Annotated in this window: 18 protein-coding genes; 15 read left to right on the plus strand and 3 right to left on the minus strand. The window is 41.5% G+C overall.

The features are described 5' to 3' along the window. Nucleotides 1–76 precede the first annotated feature (76 nt). Genes J1G47_RS05300 through J1G47_RS05330 form a run of 7 tightly spaced genes read left to right on the plus strand, consistent with a single transcriptional unit; the run spans nt 77 to nt 5,733 of the window. Complete coding sequence (locus J1G47_RS05300; RefSeq protein WP_021110304.1) at nt 77–427, plus strand: phage GP46 family protein; 351 nt, start codon at nt 77–79, stop codon at nt 425–427. Between the two features lie 11 nt (nt 428–438). Continuing rightward, nucleotides 439–1,500, plus strand: a complete 1,062-nt coding sequence (locus J1G47_RS05305) for a baseplate J/gp47 family protein (protein WP_071610854.1) — start codon at nt 439–441, stop codon at nt 1,498–1,500. Further along, nucleotides 1,497–2,075 carry a YmfQ family protein gene (locus tag J1G47_RS05310; protein WP_021115449.1) on the plus strand — a complete coding sequence of 193 codons (579 nt, stop codon included), beginning with the start codon at nt 1,497–1,499 and terminating at the stop codon, nt 2,073–2,075. Before J1G47_RS05305 ends, J1G47_RS05310 begins: the two co-directional genes overlap by 4 nt. 12 nt (nt 2,076–2,087) lie before the next feature. After that, on the plus strand, nt 2,088–3,821 hold the full coding sequence (locus J1G47_RS05315; RefSeq protein WP_207326664.1) for a tail fiber protein: 1,734 nt from the start codon (nt 2,088–2,090) through the stop codon (nt 3,819–3,821). A 9-nt stretch (nt 3,822–3,830) separates the two neighbouring features. Further along, a complete protein-coding gene (locus J1G47_RS05320; protein WP_159179831.1) occupies nt 3,831–4,397 on the plus strand; it encodes a DUF4376 domain-containing protein in 567 nt (188 codons plus the stop codon). Beyond that, nucleotides 4,390–4,869: an enoyl-CoA hydratase gene (locus J1G47_RS05325; RefSeq protein ID WP_075621077.1), complete on the plus strand. Its 480-nt coding sequence runs from the start codon at nt 4,390–4,392 to the stop codon at nt 4,867–4,869. Before J1G47_RS05320 ends, J1G47_RS05325 begins: the two co-directional genes overlap by 8 nt. Before the next feature lie 36 nt (nt 4,870–4,905). Further along, complete coding sequence (locus J1G47_RS05330; protein WP_159179830.1) at nt 4,906–5,733, plus strand: hypothetical protein; 828 nt, start codon at nt 4,906–4,908, stop codon at nt 5,731–5,733. A 40-nt stretch (nt 5,734–5,773) separates the two neighbouring features. On the opposite strand, the gene J1G47_RS05335 is transcribed toward J1G47_RS05330, so the two are convergent. From J1G47_RS05335 to J1G47_RS05345, 3 genes are all read right to left on the minus strand, one after another. Then, nucleotides 5,774–6,034, minus strand: a complete 261-nt coding sequence (locus J1G47_RS05335; RefSeq protein WP_075621066.1) for a hypothetical protein — start codon at nt 6,032–6,034, stop codon at nt 5,774–5,776. Nucleotides 6,035–6,241: 207 nt separating this feature from the next. Continuing rightward, nucleotides 6,242–6,994: an ABC transporter substrate-binding protein gene (locus tag J1G47_RS05340; protein WP_234924178.1), complete on the minus strand. Its 753-nt coding sequence runs from the start codon at nt 6,992–6,994 to the stop codon at nt 6,242–6,244. 8 nt (nt 6,995–7,002) lie between these two features. Then, complete coding sequence (locus J1G47_RS05345; RefSeq protein ID WP_005710800.1) at nt 7,003–7,779, minus strand: ABC transporter ATP-binding protein; 777 nt, start codon at nt 7,777–7,779, stop codon at nt 7,003–7,005. Nucleotides 7,780–7,978: 199 nt separating this feature from the next. On the opposite strand from J1G47_RS05345, the gene J1G47_RS05350 reads away from it, so the two are divergent. The 8 genes from J1G47_RS05350 to mukB all read left to right on the plus strand — a co-directional run bounded on the left by J1G47_RS05350 (nt 7,979) and on the right by mukB (nt 18,939). Further along, complete coding sequence (locus J1G47_RS05350) at nt 7,979–9,046, plus strand: acyl-CoA dehydrogenase family protein (RefSeq protein WP_207326820.1); 1,068 nt, start codon at nt 7,979–7,981, stop codon at nt 9,044–9,046. 46 nt (nt 9,047–9,092) lie between these two features. Then, entirely contained in the window at nt 9,093–9,635 is a 543-nt protein-coding gene (locus tag J1G47_RS05355; protein ID WP_207326821.1) for a carboxymuconolactone decarboxylase family protein, read from the plus strand. Then, nucleotides 9,635–10,540: an ATP-grasp domain-containing protein gene (locus tag J1G47_RS05360; protein WP_207326822.1), complete on the plus strand. Its 906-nt coding sequence runs from the start codon at nt 9,635–9,637 to the stop codon at nt 10,538–10,540. The genes J1G47_RS05355 and J1G47_RS05360 overlap by 1 nt, the downstream gene beginning before the upstream one ends. Before the next feature lie 125 nt (nt 10,541–10,665). Beyond that, nucleotides 10,666–11,997 (plus strand): chromosome partition protein MukF, encoded by a 1,332-nt coding sequence (mukF, locus tag J1G47_RS05365; protein WP_005710787.1) that lies wholly within the window; start codon nt 10,666–10,668, stop codon nt 11,995–11,997. Nucleotides 11,998–12,043: 46 nt separating this feature from the next. After that, nucleotides 12,044–12,754 carry a chromosome partition protein MukE gene (gene mukE, locus J1G47_RS05370; RefSeq protein ID WP_207326823.1) on the plus strand — a complete coding sequence of 237 codons (711 nt, stop codon included), beginning with the start codon at nt 12,044–12,046 and terminating at the stop codon, nt 12,752–12,754. Beyond that, complete coding sequence (locus J1G47_RS05375; protein ID WP_010785734.1) at nt 12,741–13,826, plus strand: DNA cytosine methyltransferase; 1,086 nt, start codon at nt 12,741–12,743, stop codon at nt 13,824–13,826. Before mukE ends, J1G47_RS05375 begins: the two co-directional genes overlap by 14 nt. Before the next feature lie 7 nt (nt 13,827–13,833). After that, on the plus strand, nt 13,834–14,433 hold the full coding sequence (locus tag J1G47_RS05380; protein WP_005710784.1) for a hypothetical protein: 600 nt from the start codon (nt 13,834–13,836) through the stop codon (nt 14,431–14,433). A gap of 15 nt (nt 14,434–14,448) precedes the next feature. After that, nucleotides 14,449–18,939 carry a chromosome partition protein MukB gene (gene mukB, locus J1G47_RS05385; RefSeq protein ID WP_207326824.1) on the plus strand — a complete coding sequence of 1,497 codons (4,491 nt, stop codon included), beginning with the start codon at nt 14,449–14,451 and terminating at the stop codon, nt 18,937–18,939. The last annotated feature ends 25 nt before the right edge of the window (nt 18,940–18,964 follow it).

Consider the following 18,964-nt stretch of genomic DNA (forward strand, 5'->3'; position numbering starts at 1 on the left):
AATGTACAAAAAACAGACCGCTTGTGTGGAAGTGCTTCCTCGTCATTTCTCTTCTCGCTCTCTGTATCCTGCCAATATGGACAGAGAGATCAGCCCGCTTACTCGGGACTATACAAGTAAGAACATAAATACACTACAAAATGCGGTGTATATCAGATTAACCACTCCTTTAGGCTCGTGGTGGGTAGATGGGCGTGTAGGCTCTCTGCTCCATCTTATTAAACGTGAGAAAGATTTAAGTCGTGTTGGTTTATTGGCTCAACAGTACGCTGAAGAGGCATTACAACCCTTATTAGACGACAAGCGAGCAAAATCAATCACGGTAACGCATCATCAAGTACGAGATGGTTCAATTTTGTTAGAAATTGAGGTTATTGATAATCGTGGTGATACTTTTAAGTTTGAGCATAACGTAAAACTAATTTAAACGGGGTTTAAATGTTTATTACACCAACTTTAGATGAAATCCGCCAAGCGATTTTAAGAGATGTGGTATCTCTTAACCCACACGCTGATGTTTCGGTTGATTCTGACAACTATGCCCGTGCAAGTAGTTTGGCAGCTACCGCAGAGGGGCTTTATGCTCATCAAAAATGGGTAATTAAGCAGTTCTTTCCTGATACTGCTGATACAGAATTTTTAGAGAAACACGCTGCTTTGCGTGGTATTTATCGCCGACAAGCAACTTATGCCAGCGGATTTGGCGCTGAAGTTTTTGGTAATACTGGAGCTGTAATTGAGGTTGGTAAACAGATAATGGCTTCGGACGGGCGGTTTTATGAGGTGGTTGAACCTGCTCAGATTACTCAATCCTCTGTAATGGTCAAAGTCAAAGCACTTTCGACGGGGGCAGGTCAAAATATCATTCAACCTGTTACTGCGAACTTTATGGCAGCACCAGTTGGGGTACAGACCGCTTGTATATTGCGTGAAATTGTGGGTGGTACAGATGAAGAAAGTGATAGCTCACTGTTAGAACGTTTGCTTAATCGCATCAGACGACCGCCTGCTGGTGGGAATAAATACGACTATAAGGAATGGGCGTTAAATGTTGATGGGGTTGAAGCTGCATTTGTCTATCCTTTGCGACGAGGATTAGGAACCGTTGATATTGCAATCATCAGTAATAATGATTTGCCAAGTGATGAAACCGTTGCTCGTACCCAAGCCTATATTGATGAAGTTCGCCCTGTTACGGCTAGAGAGTCAAAAGTTATTAAACCAACAGCTAGACGAACGGACTTTAATATCAAAGTGAAATTGAGTGGTGTGGATTTAGTCACCATTAAAGCAGAAATTGAGTCCGCATTAGGTAATTATTTTAATCAATTAAGCCCTGCAGATAGCTTGATTGTATCGCAGTGTGAAGCGATTGTGAGTGACTTGATTGGGGTTGTTGATCGTCGAATTATTTCGCCAAGCTCTAATTTACAAGCGAATACTGTGCCAAATGTTGAATGGTTTAGGTTAGGGCGAGTTACAGTGGAGTTAATGCAATGAGCTTACACGCAAATGTTCTAAAAACGCTTTATCCTCCAGTTTCCTATGATATTAATGGTGAGCAGTTTGTTGCTCAATGTGAGGTTGATGGACGATGTTTTGACCTGTTACAACAAAGTGCAGAAAGAATGCTCAATGCAGTTACCCCAGATACATCTCGTGAGATGTTGGCAGATTGGGAAAGGGTTTGTGGGATAAGTACTGATCTTTCTAAATCGTATTCGAGTAGAGTCAATAAAGTCATTCTGACATTAAATGCGGTTGGGGGGCTTTCTATGCCTTATTTTATACAGTTAGCGAAGTCTATTGGCTATACCATTGAAATTAAAGAGTTTTCTCATTTGCAAAACGATTTACCCGATGCAGGCGATATTCCGATTCAAAATTCCCCGAGAGAACATTTGGGGTATATGTGGCGGGTTACAGTAACAAATGGCGATAACAATATTACTCGTTTTCGGGCTGGGCAATCTGTGGCAGGAGAACGATTAACGGATTTTGGCGACCGAATTTTAGAAGAATTTTTTACAGATTTAAAACCTGCTCACACCTATTGCTATTTCGCATACATTTAAAGGTATTAAGAAATGAAAACAAAGCTTCCAAATATTGAATCTAATACAGGCAAATTTATTGATGGTAACCCTGCAACAGGAACATTGGGGACTATTGTAACAGCTAAATGGCTAAATGAGGTTCAAGAGCGTATTCAAGATCACTTTGAAGAATTTAAGAACGTATTACTTTTGGCAAATATGCAACCTATTGCAGGAAGAAGTAATCAAGTTGCAGACGCTATTAAGTTTTATATTGGAAGTCTCAATGCCAGCCCAACCAAAAAGGGCTTGGTGCAACTCGCCAATAACTTAACCACCAATGATGCTACAAAAGCGTTGACGGCAGCACAGGGAAAAATCTTAAAAGATGAGATTGATAGGATTGAGATTGGGGGGCGGAATTTAATTAAAAATTCTCGTCTATTAAACAACACTACCCACTGGAATGTAATTGGTGGAAGGGATGTTAGAAATGGAATCGCAGTTTTAAAAAGTTTAGATACATCGAGCCAATGGTGCTGGAGACAAACTTTTGATTTGCCTGAGAAGCAATATACATTTAGTGCTGAGGTCAAACCCGAAAGAACTGCGTTTTATCTCCATCTGTACAATGGGAAGAGCTGGGTTAATTTTCATGCAAGAAATTTGACTCCAGGCATATGGCAAAAAATATCGATTACCTTCGTCAGTGCGATAACAAACATTTCATTCATTAATCCAGGTGAAGGGCTTATAGAATTACAAAATCCTATGCTTGTCGAAGGCAATAGAGCTATGACTTGGGCTCCAGCGCCCGAAGATTTAACCGAAGAAGCGCTTAATAGTGCCCGTCAAAACTATGTTGCCAAAGCTGGGGACACAATGACTGGTCCATTGAATATTAACCACGCGAGTTCGTATCTCAAAGGAAAGAACAACGGCGTTGATGACTGGTTTGTTGGACGAGTCAGAAATAATGATAACGATGTTGCACTGGTATCCTACCAGTATAGCACAGGTATACACCTCAAGTCCGATAGAGTTGAATCGAACAAATCTATCTATCGAGGCAATCACCTCGTGTTTGACGAAGGAAATTTGCTTCCCGTTCGACAGATTGATTTGCGTTCTATTGCTAATGGGCAAATATCTTTCCAAGATGCTACGCCTGCGCAGTTACCGCTTGGAGCTTTCGTGGGGCTATCTAAAAAATCTCACTTGAATGGTGCGGGCGATGGCTGGATGATGATTAACAAAGGCTGGCCAGATAACTCAGGAGTATTTGCTTGCAATCGTATTGGTATTTCGGGCGATAGAATACGCTTCCAAACTGCAAATAATCTTAATGCTTGGGGGAATACCATTGAGCTGGTCAATCTCAGTGATTTTGTCTATCAAAAAATTGGCAACTTCGAAATTCGTAAATACCCTGATGGGACGATGATTCAAACGTGTTTACATCGAAATGGAGGGCGTGAATATAATAGAAATATAAATGAAGGTTCTGATGTTGTTACATTAGTTTACCCTCTCTCATTTATTGAGATACCTGTAGTATCAGTGACACCGCAACTCTCTCATCCATATTTTGATGATGCAAAGGGAATGATTGCAACGAATGATAAAAGTAAACGACAAGGTAGTCCAATAGGGGAAGCTAATGATGGAATGCTTGGCTTAAGTGTGGACAATAACAAATCACAATGTCAATTTGTTTATGGTAATGGGAATGTTTATATTTCAGAAATGACATTTCACATTATGGCAATCGGTCGCTGGAAATAGGAGAACATAATGACAATTTATTACAAAAACGGCTTTTATGACGACAGCCACGGCGGCTTTGTACCAGAGGGCGCTTGTGAAATTTCGGCAGAAACCTACCGCTTGTTACTTGAAGGGCAAGCTCAAGGCAAGCTAATTATTGCCGATGATGAAGGGAATCCGATTTTAAGTGAGCCACCGCCGATACCTATTGAAGAACAACGCCAGAAAATTCGTGACGCCATCAACGCCCTGCGAGATAAGAAAATCAACGGCGGTGTTTATGTGCCAGCGATTGACAAGTGGATTGATACCGATGCCACCGCCGAACGCAATATCTTGTCAGTCAAAGCGACGTTTGACCTATTCGGCGACCAAGAAATTCCGTGGACTTTTGCGGATAATTCGGTGGCAATGATTAACAAAGAGAAGCTACTGGTTATTTGGCAGGTGTTAATGGAAGCCAAGACTGGCAATCACGCTAATGCCTTGAAGCATAAGGCGATGGTGGAACAAGTAGAAAATCCGCTTGAATATGATTATTCGGATGGGTGGACGCAGACTTATGAGGAATTTGCAGGAGCTGCGAATGAATAAAATCTACCTTGCTTTATATAAAGGCAATGCCAAAAACTGGCGTGAACGGCTTGAAGATTGGTTGATTAGAAAGGCAACCAAAGGACAATACTCGCATTGTGAAATTGCGATGCATAGAAGTCGAATTTACGACCATTATCACCAAGAAGAGTGGTTTGAGTGTTATAGCTCAAGCCCTCGTGATGGTGGTGTGCGTTGTAAAACTATCAACGTATCTGACCGCTCTAAGTGGGATTTGGTTGAGCTACCAAATGTGACAGAGGCTCAAATTAGATTTTACTTTGAAATAACCAAAGGTAAAAAGTATGACCTTTGGGGAGCATTGGGTGTAGTGCTTGGATTTAAGCAACGTGGAGAACGGTTCTTTTGCTCAGAGTGGTGTTTTAATGCAATTTTTAACAGCGAACAGGGCTGGCGATTTAGTCCGAATCAGTTGGCTGTGATTTTAAATAAAAAGGAGATGTTGCGATAATGGAAAAAGAGCAAAATGAGTGTAAAGGGGCGGGCTATGTTTAAACAAGCCCCATTGCCTTTTATCGGGCAAAAAAGAATGTTCTTAAAGCATTTTAGTCAAATTTTAAATGATAATATCAGTGGAGACGGCGAAGGTTGGACGATTGTAGATGTGTTTGGTGGTAGCGGTTTATTATCTCATACTGCCAAACAACTCAAGCTACAGGCAAGGGTGATTTACAACGATTTTGACCACTATGCCGAACGCTTACAACATATCCCCGACATTAATCAATTACGCCAACAATTAGCCGTTGTCCTTGCTGATTGCCCCAAAGGTAAGCGGTTAGATAAAGCGAAAAAATTACAACTGATTGAGATTATTGAAGCGTTTAAGGGATATAAAGACCCACATATTCTATGTTCTTGGCTATTGTTTAGTGGTCAGCAAGTGAAGAACCTTGAAGAGTTATATACTCAAGACTTCTGGCATTGCTTACGTCAGAGCGATTATCCAAGTGCGGAGGGCTATCTTGATGGCGTGGAGATTGTTTGTGAGTCGTTTCATCAATTAGTGCCACGCTTCTCAGGTAAGGAAAAGGTATTGCTTATCCTTGATCCACTCTATCTTTGCACCAAGCAGGAAAGCTATAAACAGGCAACCTATTTTGATTTAATTGACTTTCTAAGGCTCATCAATCTAACTAAACCGCCTTATATCTTCTTCAGTTCAACGAAATCTGAGTTTATTCGGTTTATTGAGTATATGCAGGAAGATAAAGTGGATAATTGGCAGGCGTTCGATGGAGCAAAGCGGATTGTGGTGAATACGTCTATAAGTGATAGCGGCAAGTATGAAGATAATTTAGTGTATAAGTTCTAAAAATAACGCCCTTTAAAGTTGGTTTAAAGGGCGTTTAAATTTAATCTAATTCAGATAATAAACAATAAAACGGCGGTGCTGATAGGGTAAGGGTTGAGGTAAATTGTACAACGCTATCTTTGCGACCATCTTCAATAAAACGAATATCTAAGAATGCAAGGTTATACACAAAGGTTTGTCCCCGTCCATTTGGTAAGGTATATTGCGATCCGTCAATGGTAAAACGTTGTTCTTCTCTTACCGCAACTAAGGCTAACTCTAACATCATTTCTTGCTCAGTTCTCATTTTGAAGGTTGTCATTTTAGGCTCTCCTGTTTTGCTTAAGTGACGACAGGATTACTCTGTTAGCCCTGCATAGCAAGTTTAGTTTGCGTAAAAACAACTGAGTGCGGTGTATTTAGGCTGAGGAGGTGTGGACGGCTGGGGTGGAGGCAATGTTATAAAGATATTTGCACTTTATTTTGCATAGCAATATGATTTTTATGCTATGCAAAATGTTTTGTGAAGTTATGCAGAAAATTTTGCGAGTTTATATTCTGGACGTTCGTTCACATCTTGTTCGTGCATTAGATTTAAACAACAGGCGTGATCTCGCCAAACATCACCGCTAAAACGAAGAATTTTTCCGACACCTTTTGCTTCCGCTATCGCATTAAACGGCTCGGCAACGATAAAACCAGCAATCGCGTTACTTGCCAACGCAGCGACCATATCAGAAGGTGGAAGCACCGTCAGTTTGACCTCATTTGCTTTAGGCTCTTGTTCTGTTACCGTCAATTGATGTGCTTTGAGTAGCTGTTGCAACACAATATTATGAATAGAGTACCAAAATGGAATAGCGATAGTTTTACCTGCTAAATCTGCAATACTTTGAATATCAGGGCGAACAGTTAAAGCGGAACCAGCGAGATGGTTCCACATCACGACTTTCACTGGTGCTTTTGAGCCATATTTTGTCCATAAACTCATTGGCGAAAGAACGTGAATTAAATTTACATTGCCACTTAAAAAGGCTTCAATAAGTTGAGCCCAACTACGAAACATAATCGGTTTTTTGACTTCAACATTATATTTTTCAAAGAGCCCTTGAGCGTGAGCAACCAGCAATGGTGTCGCATCTGTTATAGGCAAATAGCCAATTTTAAGCGGTGCGTTATGATTAATTTTTCGCTGTTGCTCTTGAGCCTGCAAAAAGGGGCTACTTCCTGCAAGGGTAAATAAACTTAATAGTTTCAGAAAATCTCGACGTTCATTGTTCATACAACCTCCTAAATAAGATATTCGATATTGTTTTGTGGTGTAGCTTGCATTTGTTGCAAAATATCCACACGATAATGGTTTAAAGCCAGCAAATCCGTTCTCGGAAAGGCGTAAGGTAAATGCCATTTTCCCTTAATTGTGGCTGGTTTACCGCTCAATAATAAAATATGGTCAGATACAGTCAGAGCCTCATCAATATCGTGAGTAATCATCACCGCCGTAGCTTGTCGCTGTTTAACGATATGATGTAGTATTTGTTGCATTTGGCTACGAGTAATAGGATCAAGTGCGGAAAAAGGCTCATCTAACAAAATCAACTTGGGGTTTCGAGCTAAAGCACGAGCCAAATTAACCCGTTGAGCCATTCCACCTGATAATGCATTTGGACGAACATTGGCAACATCACTCAACGCTACATCGGCTAGAGCCTCTGCTACTCGCCGTTTAATTTCATTCTTTGCCAACTGTCCCTGACAGACAAAATCCAGCCCGAAAGCCACATTTTCTGCGACGGTCAGCCAAGGTAGTAATGTTGGCGATTGAAACACATAACCGATCTCGGCAAGTGGTTGTTTAACGGGTTGTCCAAAAAGCGTTACATTCCCCTCAATGGACTTATCTAACCCAGCCAACACGCGTAATAACGACGACTTTCCCACACCACTCGCACCTAAAATTGAGGTGAGTTGCCCCTGTTCCACATTAAATGAAGTATTCTGCAAAATTGGGGTTATCCCCGTTGAAGAAGGATAGCCTATTGCGACATTGTTTACGTTTAACACCATTTTTTACACATTGAAATAAGACGTGGAATACAACATAGAGGAAAAGCAAACGGGAAGGAAAGAATATCCAGTTATAAGAAAGATAAATTTATTCTAGTCTTAAATATAACTAAAAAGCATAAAACATCTTAAAAATGTATTTTTTTGTCATATTATTTTTACCTAAGATGTGAAAAATTTCATTTTACAGGAGTACGCTATGTCATATCTTTCCGCTGAATTTATTCAATGGCTGTCACAGCACGCAGATGATCTTGATCAGTCTAATCAATATGCAGACGAATTACTTACTCGTCTTGCCAATGAAGGGATTTTCAAAATCGGAGTGCCTTCACAACTAGGTGGAAGCGGTGGCACCATTCAAGATGCCATTCACGCTATCGAATCGGTTTCGCAAATCTCTTTAACTGCAGGTTTTATCTCTTGGGGACACCGCACCTTAATTGAAAATTTACTTGCAAGTTCAAATAGTTATCCGAAGGAACAATGGTTAGCCGATTTACTTGGTGGCAAACGTGCAGGGGGAACAGGGTTATCGAATGCCGTCAAGTTTCTGTCGGGCATTGAAGAATTACAAGTGACCATTACTCACGAAAACGGCAAATATTACCTCAACGGACGCTTGCCTTGGGTTACTAACTTACGCCAATCGGGTTTTATTACTATCTTTGTCGCATCGTATGCCGACAATAGCAAAGCCCCGATTATCATTGCATTACCTTCCATAGCAACGGGGCTAACCAGAACAAAAGAGTTATCTCTGATTGGTTTGCAAGGAAGCAACACCGTTGCCCTTCATTTTGAAAATGTCGAATTAGACCCAAATTGGATTATTGCAGAAGATGCCTCTTCTTACTTAGTTAATGTTCGCCCTGCGTTCTTAGGGTTACAATGTGCAATGGCATTTGGTTTGGCTCAACGTTCTCTTAACGAAGTCAAACAGACACTCAATTCCAATCGTTCCATTTTACAAACAGACTGGGAAAATTTAACGCAACAACTGACCGCTTTACAGCAACGACTAGCCGAGGGCTTAGCTGATCCGAGCTATTTTGTGCAACACCCTAAAGTACTCTTCCAAATTCGGATTGAAATTGTCGATATTGTTGTACAAAGTTTAACACTTGAATTACAGGCTTCTGGTGGGAGAGGCTATCTTACCAATGGCGGCACTAGCTTTATTCGCCGTTGGCGAGAAGGGGCATTCTTGCCAGTCGTTACCCCAAGTGTGTTACAATTAAAAACCATTTTACAAGCGGTGAATTAATCGCAGATTTTTGACAGATTTTATTTTTTTATTATAGAGGTTCACTATGTCTAAATTTCAAATTCATACTATCGACACTGCACCTGAAGCAGCAAAAGAAACGTTACAAGCGGTTAAAAACAATAACGGCTTTATTCCTAACTTAATCGGCGTATTAGCCAATGCACCTACCGCCTTAGAAACCTATCGCACCGTCGGGGCAATTAACCAACGTAACAGCTTAACGCCAACAGAGAGAGAAGTCGTACAAATTACCGTAGCGGTCGCAAATGGTTGTGGTTTCTGCGTAGCAGGGCATACCGCAATTTCCATTAAACAGATCAAAATGCCTGACGAATTGCTGCAAGCATTACGCAAAGCTACGCCAATTCAAGATAACAAATTAGATACCCTTGCACGCTTTACACTCGCTGTTATCAACACTAAAGGCAAAGTCGGTGAAATCCTACTCAATGAATTTTTTGCCGTAGGTTACACCCAACAAAATGCTCTAGATGTGGTACTTGGTGTCAGCCTAGCCAGCTTATGTAACTATGCAAACAACCTCGCAGATACACCAATTAACCCTGAGTTACAGCCTTACGCATAATGAATGCTAAAAAATTATTAATGCTCTGCCGTGAGCCTCGTTTATATGGTTGTCAAAGACTTAAACAAGCGGCAGAACATAAAGGCTACCAACTGGATATTCTCGATCCAAACCGCTTCTTGCTACAACTGCAGCAAGGGCGGTTTGAGCTTTATTATCAAACAGGGGAAAGCTACGATAAAACTCGAGCAAAACCCGAAAAAATCGGGGAATATGCAGGTATCTTGCCTCGATTTGGTACAACTAGCACAGAAATAGGCTGTAATGTATTACGGCATTTTGAACAAAAACATGTACCTGTTTTAAATGCGTCTTCTGCCTTTGCTCTTGCCCGTGACAAATGGCAAAGCCTACAGCGACTTGCCGCCTGTGGCATTCCAGTACCTGATACGCTATTAATGGGAGAGCTTTACAGCGTTGCTGAAGGTTTAAGTCAATCAGGCTTGCCAGCGGTTATTAAAACGCTGTCAGGCTCTCAAGGTGTAGGGGTAATGTTGGCAGAAAGCTATAGCAGTGCCTTGAGTTTACTTGAAACATTAAAAAATGCCAAAGTACCAAGCCTCTTACAAACCTTTATTGCAGAGGCTAAAGGGCAAGATATTCGAGCTTTTGTGATTGGTGATCAAGTTGTTGCAACAATGGAACGCACTGGTGCAAGCGGTGAGTTTAGAGCCAATATTCACAGAGGTGGCACCGCCCAAGCCATTCAACTGTCTGATGCAGAACAAAAAATCACAGTTCAAGCAGCAAAAGCCATCGGCTTAGATGTGGCAGGTGTCGATCTTATTCGTTCTCAACAAGGCATTATGGTGTTAGAAGTCAATGCAAGCCCTGGGCTTGAAATGATTGAACAGGTGACTAAAGTAGATGTTGCAGGTTTAATGATCCAATATTTATTGAGATAATTTAGTTAATAGCCTATAAGCGGCGAGAACTGTAATAAATTGTACAAATCTCACCGCTTGTCTTTTCCATTCTGCTCTGATTAAGGTACAATAACGCCTATTTTTATGTTTAAATAATATCGCCTATGCAACACGAATTAGCACAAACGATCCCAGAACTGATTTTATGGACAAAAGAGCGAGAATTTTCGCTTTCCCTTTCTTCCGACCGCTTGGCATTTTTATTGGCGATAGCCCTGTATAATAACGAACGCACTGACGGTGAATTGCTTGAAAGCGATTTACAAGATATTTTCCGTCATGTTTCAAATGCCTTTGAGCAGTCTGAAGCAACACAAACACAGCGCGCGAATAATGCGATCAACGATCTTGTCAAACAACGTTTTTTAAACCGTTTTTCGAGCGAATTTACCGAAGGTTTGGCAATTTATCGCTTAACACCACTTGGTGTTGGCGTATCAGAGTATTACATTCGCCAACGTGAATTTTCGACTTTACGTCTATCGATCCAACTTTCTATTGTTGCCGATGAAATTCAGCGCGCCTCTAATGCAGCAGAAGAAGGTGGTGATGAACGTTTCTGGCGTAATCAAGTGTTTGCCCCATTAAAATTCTCTGTAGCAGAAATTTTTGACAGTATCGATCTTTCCCAGCGTATGATGGACGAAAATCAGCAGCAGATCCGTGAGCGTATTGCTGCACTGTTAAGCCAAAATTGGCACGAAGCCATTGCGACTTGTCAGCAGTTGTTAGACGAAACTTCGGGGAATTTGCGTGAGCTACAAGATGTATTAAATGCGTCAGGGGATAAGTTGCAATCCCAATTATTGCGTATTCAAAGTTGCTTGATTGGGCGTGATGATTTGGATTTTGTCGATCAGCTGATTGTGAACTTGCAGAATAAACTTGACCGCATTATCAGTTGGGGACAACAGGCGATCGATCTCTGGATCGGCTATGACCGCCACGTCCATAAATTTATCCGTACCGCCATTGATATGGATAAAAATCGTGTCTTTGGGCAACGTTTACGCCAGTCTATTCAAGATTATTTTGAAAGCCCGTGGCAACTTTATATTGCCAAAGCAGAGCCTTTGATGGATCTGCGTGATGATGAAACCGAATTAAATGAAGCGGAAGCCGTAGGCGAGCTACCGACTGAGCTAGAATATGAGTCCCTCACCCAAGTGCAGGAGCAGATTATTGCAGCAATGCAAGAATATCTTGTCCCATTCCGTGAACAAGGCAAACCGATTGATCTCGGTGCGATTTTGCGTGAACAGTTGGCAATGTATCCGCTTTCTCGCCATTTTGATGTAGCAAGAATTATCGTCGATCAAGCCGTTAAACTCGGTATGGCAAGCCAAGACAGCCAAGCGATTTACCCAGAATGGCAGTCGATTAATGATAAAGGCGCAGAAGTACAGGCGAATGTGATTGACCAATACAATAAATAACAAGCGGTCAGTTTTAATTAAAGTTTTACAAAAATAGAGAACGACAATGACAAACACCCAAGAACTTATCTCAACCAAATTGGCTGAAGCGATTGCTAACCCGATTTTTCCGCAACTTGACAGTCAATTAAGAGCAGGGCGACACATTAGCTTAGAAGCCCTTGATGAACACGCTTTTTTGATGGACTACCAAAGCGAGCTTGAACAGTTTTACCGCCGTTATCACGTCGAACTTATTCGTGCACCAGAAGGCTTTTTCTATCTTCGACCTAAAGCAACAACTTTGATTGCTCGTTCGGCGATGTCTGAAATGGAAATGTTGGTAGGAAAAGTGTTGTGTTATCTCTATCTCAGTCCAGAACGCCTTGCACAGCAAGGGATTTTCCACTATGACGAAGTGTACGATGAGTTGCTTAATTTGGCGGACGAAATCAAGTTGCTTAAAGCAATCAATCCACGTTCAACAGGATCAGATTTAGACAAAGCGAAGCTGGCTGAGAAAGTAGGTGGGGCATTACGCCGTTTAGGTCGTTTAGGAGTGATTAGTCGTGTTGGCGATCAAAACAGCAAAAAATTTGTGATTTCAGAGTCAGTGTTCCGTTTTGGGGCTGATGTGAGAACAGGGGACGATCCTCGTGAAGCTCAACGTCGTTTAATCCGTGATGGTGAGGCAACAAAGCCTACGATTGCGAAAGAGCAAGCGGTCAGTTTTGACGAAGAATTTGCAAATGAAGAAATAGATGATGGTGAAGAATAGTGAGGATATATTAATTGTAATGGAACATAAGAAAGTAGAAGAACCCTCAATACAATACAACTTATTTAAAGAAGCATTTCCTTCATATTCTGAATTTACATTTATTGACTTGTTTGCAGGAATTGGTGGGTTTAGGCTTGCTATGGAGAAGCTAGGTGGTTATTGTGTTTTTTCTAGTGAAATTGATGAAAATGCACAAAAAACATACGCAACTAATTTTGGTGAAAAACCATACGGCGATATTACTTTAGAAGAAACGAAACGCCTTATACCAACAACCTTTGACATTCTATGTGCAGGATTTCCTTGCCAAGCTTTTTCTATTGCGGGAAAAAGAGGGGGGTTTGAAGATACAAGAGGAACATTATTTTTTGAAGTAGCTGAAATTATTCGCAGACATCAGCCTAAAGCATTTTTTCTTGAAAATGTAAAGGGATTGAGTAGCCACGATAAAGGAAGAACACTAAGCACAATTTTAAATGTGTTACGAGAAGATCTAAATTATTTTGTACCAGATCCTAAAATACTTAATGCAAAAGATTTTGGTGTACCACAGAATCGAGAAAGAATTTTTATTGTTGGGTTTAGACAAGACCTTGCGATAAACTCTTTTTATTATCCTGCACCATTAAATAGGAAAGTTTGTTTTAATGATGTGAAAGAAAAAAATGTTGTACCAACGAAATATTATTTATCAACACAATATATTGAAACTTTAAGAAAGCACAAAGCTCGCCACCAAGATAAAGGAAATGGTTTTGGGTATGAGATTATTCCTGATGATGGTATTGCAAATGCGATCGTTGTTGGTGGTATGGGGCGTGAGAGAAATTTGGTAATAGATCATCGAATCACTGACTTTACACCAACTACGAAGATAAAAGGTAATGTGAATAGGGAAGGTATTAGAAAAATGACACCTAGAGAATGGGCTAGATTACAAGGGTTTCCTGATAGTTATATTATCCCTGTCACAGATACACAAGCATACAAGCAATTTGGAAATTCAGTTGCAATACCTGCAGTGCAAGCAACGGCAGAGAAAATTTTGGAGCATTTAAGACTAGGATAAAGATAATATGGCGAAAGGAACAAAAGTAACCGATATAGTAAAATTAATGGTTCATAAATATCCGATAAATCAAAAATGGAAGCCAAATGAATTGATTTCTTTTTATTGGAATGTGTACACATCGGAATTTGAATCTAACAATTCAGTTAATGGTGGTGTATTTGAACAGTTACTTGTGCTAGCTCTGTTAAGAGAGAAAATATCACCTGTATATGTTCAAGCAGAATTAGCATTTGTTCCGAATGTTATTTTGGATATTGTGTTATATAACCGTAAGACCCCTATTACTATTAGTGCAAAAACAACTCTTAGAGAGCGTTGGAAGCAAGCAGATTTAGAAGCTATGGCGACTAAATATGTGCATCGAGAAGCATTGTGTTATGTTGTTACCTTATCTGAAAATGAGGTGCTTGCTCGACGTAAAGAAGAAAATAGTTACATGGGGATAAATGATTTTGTTCTAGCTCATACAGATGAATTTAACCAGTTAGTTGAAAAATTGAAACAAATTCAAATTACAGAAAGTGAAAGCATAAAAATCATTCAAAGTGATCATAAATTCTATGATAAAGACAGTGTTGAGAAGCTGTATCAAATTGAAATTTAGTATTTAGGCAAATATATGACAGAAAAAAACGACTTATTTGAACAAAACGTCACTTCTCAAAATATCATGGTTGCGACACATGTACAATCGTCTATACCTAGTGTGAGCCGTAGCAAATTCCGTTCCCTAACCTTAATTAACTGGAACGGTTTTTTTGCTCGAACCTTTGACTTGGACGAACTAGTAACGACCCTTTCGGGCGGTAACGGGGCGGGTAAATCGACCACGATGGCTGGGTTTGTGACGGCGTTAATTCCTGATCTTACCTTGCTTAACTTCCGTAATACCACCGAAGCAGGTTCGACTTCTAGTTCTCGTGATAAAGGGTTGTACGGTAAATTGAAAGCAGGCGTTTGTTATGCGGTGTTGGAAAGCGAAAATTCCCGTGGGCAACGTGTGATTAGTGGTGTGCGTTTACAGCAGATCGCAGGGCGTGATAAGAAAGTCGATATTCGTTCGTTTTCATTACAAAATATCAATGAAAATCAATCGGTTATCTCTGTTTTAACTGAGCAGGTTGGTGAGAAAAATGCACGAGTGCTGGCGTTAAATGATCTAAAAGAGAAATTTGATGGCAGTGAGGTGCAATTTAAACAGTACCATTCGATTACCGATTATCATAGTTTTCTCTTTGATCTTGGCGTTATTCCAAAACGTTTACGCACATCGGGCGACCGTAGCAAGTTCTATAAGTTGATCGAGGCTTCCCTTTACGGCGGTATTTCTAGCGTTATTACTAAATCTTTGCGTGATTATCTCTTACCTGAAAATACAGGGGTTCGCCAAGCCTTTCAGGATATGGAGTCGGCACTGCGTGAAAACCGTATGACCCTTGAAGCAATCAAGGTTACGCAATCAGATCGGGATATGTTCAAAAAACTGATTACCGAGTCCACTAATTATGTGTCGGCAGACTATATGCGACACGCCAACGAACGTCGTGGCAATGTACAACAGGCAATTGAAAAGCGTCAAGAGTGGTATCAGTCTAAATCTAAATTAACCCTTGAACAGCAACGTTTGGTTGAGTTTAGCCGTGAAATGCAGGATTTGGAAGAGGGCGAAAGTAGCCTTGAAGCTGAGTACAATAGTGCTTCCGATCATCTCAATTTAGTGATGAATGCAGTTCGCCATCAAGAAAAAGTGGAACGTTATCAAGATGATGTTGCAGAGCTAAACGAACGCCTAGAAGAACAACAAATGGCGTTGGAAGAAGTGGCGGAACGTCAAGAGATGGCTCAAGCTCGTGCGACGGAAGCCGAAGATCAGGTTGAAGAGTTGCGTTCTCAAATGGCGGATTATCAACAGGCGTTGGACGCACAGCAAACCCGTGCATTGCAATATCAGCAAGCGGTGAATGCGTTAGAAAAAGCCAAACAGATCAGCGGACTGGCTAATTTAGATTTACACAATGTCGAAGATTATCACGCTGAATTTGTGGCTCAAGCTGACGAAATCACCGACAAGGTGTTTGAGCTTGAACAGCGTTTATCAGTGTCCGATATGGCGAAAAGCCAGTTTGATAAAGCCTATGAACTTGTTTGCAAAATTGCAGGGGAAACTGACCGCTTACAAGCAGACAGCGTTGCCCGTGAATTGCTGAGTGCGTATCCAAGCCAAAAAGCCCACGCACAACAAGCGGTGGCTTTGCGTCAAAAATTGACAGAATTAGAACAGCGTTTACATCAACAACATAATGCAGAACGTTTGCTTGCTGAGTTTAATCAAAAAGCACAAGCAGAGTTGGAAGATGCAGAAGATCTTGAAAGCTATTATGAAGAGCAACAAGCTCGTCTTGAAGATTTGGAAGCGGAGCTGGCTGAATTTGTTGAAGTACGTTCAACACAACGTCAGCAACGTGAGCAATTAAATCAACAATATCAACAACTTGCACAAGCTGCACCTGCGTGGCATACGGCACAATCGGCATTAGCCCGCTTGCAAGAGCAGTGTGGCGAAACCTTTGACAGTAGCCAAGCGGTTATGCAGTTTATGCAAAATACCTTAAGCCGTGAGCGTGAAGCAACCCTTGAACGTGATGAGCTTGCTCGCCGTGAACAGCTATTAGATGAGCAAATTTCACGCCTAAGCCAGCCTGACGGCGCGGAAGATATTCGCTTAAATCAGCTGGCGGAAAAATTTGGCGGTGTGCTGATTTCAGAGTTATACGAAGATGTGTCGATTGAAGATGCACCTTATTTCTCCGCACTCTATGGCGATGCTCGCCACGCCATTGTGGTGCGTGATTTGGAAGCAGTCAAAGCACAGTTACAGCAACTTGATGATTGTCCTGAAAATCTCTATTTGATCGAAGGTGATCCGAATGCCTTTGACGATAATGTCTTTAAATCGGAAGAACTGGGCGATGGCGTGGTGGTGCAACTGTCTGACCGTCAATGGCGTTACTCTAAGTTCTCTGAATTTGCGGTCTTTGGCCGTGCTTCTCGTGAGAAACAGCTTGAGAAAGTAAAAGCAGAACGTGATGAAACGACAGAAAAACACGCAGAACGTGCCTTTGATGTGCAGAAATGCCAACGTTTACACCAACATTTAAGCCAGTTTGTCGGCACACATTTAGCTTTAGCTTTCCAGCCTGATCCTGAAGCGGCAATGCAAGAGATTGCACAAAAACGAGCTGAAATTGAGCGTGAACTCAATCAAGCAAGCGGTACGGAACAGCAATTACGTCACCAGCTGGAAAACAGCAAAGCACAGTTGCAACTGTTGAATAAAGTGTTGCCACAACTCAACATTCTTGCCGATGAAACTTTGCAAGATCGCGTGGAAGAGTGCCGTGAACAGCTGTTAGAAGCCCAAGAAGATGAACAATTTATCCGTCAATTCGGTAATGCGTTAGCACAACTTGAGCCGATTGCAGTGGCGTTAAAGAGCGATCCGACCCAGTTTGAACAGCTACAAGCGGATTACAAGCGGTCTGTTGAGCAACAAAAATTGCAACAACAGAAAGTCTTTGCCCTTGCTGATGTGATGAACCGACGTTTGCATTTCAGCTATCAAGAAACAGTAGGGGCGGAAGGTTCTGCTCTTAACGAACAGCTTCGCCAACGTTTAGACAATGCACAACGTGAGCGTGAGCAGGCTCGTGAACAGCTTCGCCAAGCGACAGCACAATTTAGCGAATATAACCAAGTTTTAACGTCGTTACGCAGTGCCTTTGATGCGAAAAATCAGATGCTTCAAGAGTTGTTGCAAGAGATGGACGAATACGGTATCCGCAATGATGATGGGGCAGAAGAGCGTGCGAGAATACGCCGTGATGAATTGCAACAACGTTTAAGCCAACACCGTATGCGTAAATCTTATATTGATAAGCAAGTGGCGGTTATTCAAGCGGAAATGGATAATCTCAATAAAGCGGTGCGTAAAGCAGAGCGTGATTACCATACTCAGCGTGAAATTGTGGTGCAGGCGAAAGTGAGTTGGTGTTTGGTGTTGAAACTCTCTCGCAATAGCGATGTAGAAAAACGCTTAAATCGCCGTGAGCTGGCTTATCAATCGGCGGAAGAGTTGCGTTCGATTTCCGATAAAGCTCTTGGTGCGTTGCGAACCGCAGTGGCGGATAACGAATACTTGCGTGATAGCTTGCGTGCGTCAGAAGATAGCCGTAAGCCTGAAAATAAAGTGGCGTTCTTTATTTCGGTTTATCAGCATTTGCGTGAGCGTATTCGCCAAGACATCATCAAAACGGACGATCCGATTGATGCGATTGAACAGATGGAAATCGAGCTATCTCGCTTAACTAATGAACTGACTAGCCGTGAGAAAAAATTGGCGATCAGCTCAGAAAGTGTGGCAAATATCTTGCGTAAAACCATTCAACGTGAACAAAACCGTATTTTGCAACTGAACCAAGGCTTGCAAAATATTGCGTTCGGTCAGGTGAAAGGGGTGCGTTTGGTGGTAAACATTCGTGATACCCACGCAATTTTACTCAACGCCTTATCAAACGACCGTGAGCAACATAGCGATCTGTTTGAGAACCAAAAACTCAGTTTCTCAGAAGCGTTGGCAATGCTCTACAAACGTGTTAATCCACATATTGAACTAGGGCAACGTACACCGCAGACCATTGGCGAAGAGCTATTGGACTACCGTAATTATCTCGATCTGGAAGTCGAAACCTTCCGTGGTGCAGACGGTTGGATGCGTGCGGAGAGTAGTGCGTTATCGACAGGGGAAGCGATTGGTACGGGTATGTCGATCTTGTTAATGGTGGTGCAAAGTTGGGAAGAAGAATCTCGCCGTATGCGTGCTAAGGATATTCTGCCTGCTCGCTTGCTTTTCCTTGACGAAGCAGCTCGTTTAGACGCAACTTCTATCAATACCTTGTTTGAACTCTGCGAGCGTTTGGATATGCAATTGCTGATCGCTGCCCCAGAAAACATCAGCCCAGAACGTGGTACAACCTACAAGTTAGTGCGTAAGATCACCAATAACCAAGAGTATGTACACGTTGTTGGATTGAAGGGGTTTGGGAAGGTTTAGTAGACAAAAGTAGCTTTAAGTCTTG

Origin of the sequence: Glaesserella parasuis, from assembly GCF_017352235.1 — a bacterium.
GTDB lineage: Bacteria > Pseudomonadota > Gammaproteobacteria > Enterobacterales > Pasteurellaceae > Glaesserella > Glaesserella parasuis.